Source organism: Vibrio sp. 10N.261.52.C11 (genome assembly GCF_041471405.1).
Taxonomy (GTDB): Bacteria; Pseudomonadota; Gammaproteobacteria; order Enterobacterales; family Vibrionaceae; genus Vibrio; species Vibrio crassostreae_C.
Genome location: NZ_JBFROI010000105.1, coordinates 1 through 1,465, shown reverse-complemented (window position 1 = coordinate 1,465; position 1,465 = coordinate 1). Strand labels below are relative to the sequence as shown.

Sequence of the window (1,465 nt, the reverse complement as noted above, 5' to 3'; positions counted from 1 at the left end):
AAAACTTCAACGGTGACATCGATATCAGCTTCGATATCTCAGATGGCACCAATACCGTTCAAGCTTCAGCAGACCTGACGGTTAACCCAGTAAATGATTTACCTGTTCCACAAGACCAACAATTCAGTGTTGAAGAAGACGGCACGTTAATCTTCACTGATGCAGACCTATTAACAGGCGCAACGGACATTGAAGGTGACAACCTTACTATTGAAAGTGTGACCTACGACGGTGGCGACGGTATTCTTACCGACAACGGTAATGGCACATACACCTTCGCACCGAATGAAAACTTCAATGGTGACGTAAACTTCGGCTTCGATGTGTCAGATGGCACCGATACGGTCTCTGCGAACATCGATGTAAGTGTGACTGCGGTTGATGATGCGCCTGTGTCTGGTGACCTAGCGTACTCAATCGACGAAGATGGTTCGATTCGTCTAAGCCAAGAGCAGCTGCTTTCTCAAGCATCAGATGTGGAAGGCGATGACCTTACTGCTAGCGGCCTAACGGTTGGTGGTGATGCGACGGTTGTAGCTAACGATGATGGCAGTTTCACCATCACGCCAGATGAGAACTTCAATGGCGACATTGATATCAGCTTCGATATCTCAGATGGTACCAATACCGTTCTAGCTTCTGCCGATTTAACCGTTAACCCAATCAATGACCTGCCAGTTCCTCAAGATCAGCAATTCAGTGTTGAAGAAGACGGTACTTTACTGTTCACAGACGCGGATCTGCTTACAGGCGCGACAGACATTGAAGGTGACAACCTAACGGTTGAAGGTGTGACCTACGATGGTGGCGACGGTATCCTTACCGACAACGGTAATGGCACATACACCTTCGCACCGAATGAAAACTTCAATGGCGACGTAAACTTCGGTTTTGATGTATCAGACGGCACCGATACGGTCTCTGCCAACATCGACGTGAGCGTAACTGCCGTTGATGATGCGCCTGTGTCTGGTGACCTAGCGTACTCAATCGACGAAGATGGTTCGATTCGTCTAAGCCAAGAGCAATTGCTATCACAAGCATCTGACGTAGAGGGCGATGACCTTACTGCTAGCGGCCTAACGGTTGGTGGAGATGCGACGGTTGTAGCTAATGATGACGGCAGCTTCACGATTACGCCAGATGAGAACTTCAATGGTGACATCGATATCAGCTTCGATATCTCAGATGGCACCAATACGGTTCAAGCTTCTGCAGACCTAACCGTTAACCCAGTAAATGATTTGCCAGTACCTCAAGATCAACAGTTCAGTGTTGAAGAAGATGGAACGCTTATCTTCACCGATGCAGACCTATTAACAGGTGCAACGGACATTGAAGGCGACAACCTAACGGTTGAAGGTGTGACCTACGACGGTGGCGACGGTATTCTTACCGACAACGGTAATGGCACATACACCTTCGCACCGAATGAAAACTTCAATGGTGACGTAAACTTCGGCTT

General features: G+C 48.2%; 1 protein-coding gene. It reads left to right on the top strand.

The window, feature by feature from the left end:
• A partial coding sequence (locus AB4323_RS23580; protein ID WP_372153472.1) for a tandem-95 repeat protein occupies positions 1-1,465 on the top strand: 1,465 nt, incomplete at both ends.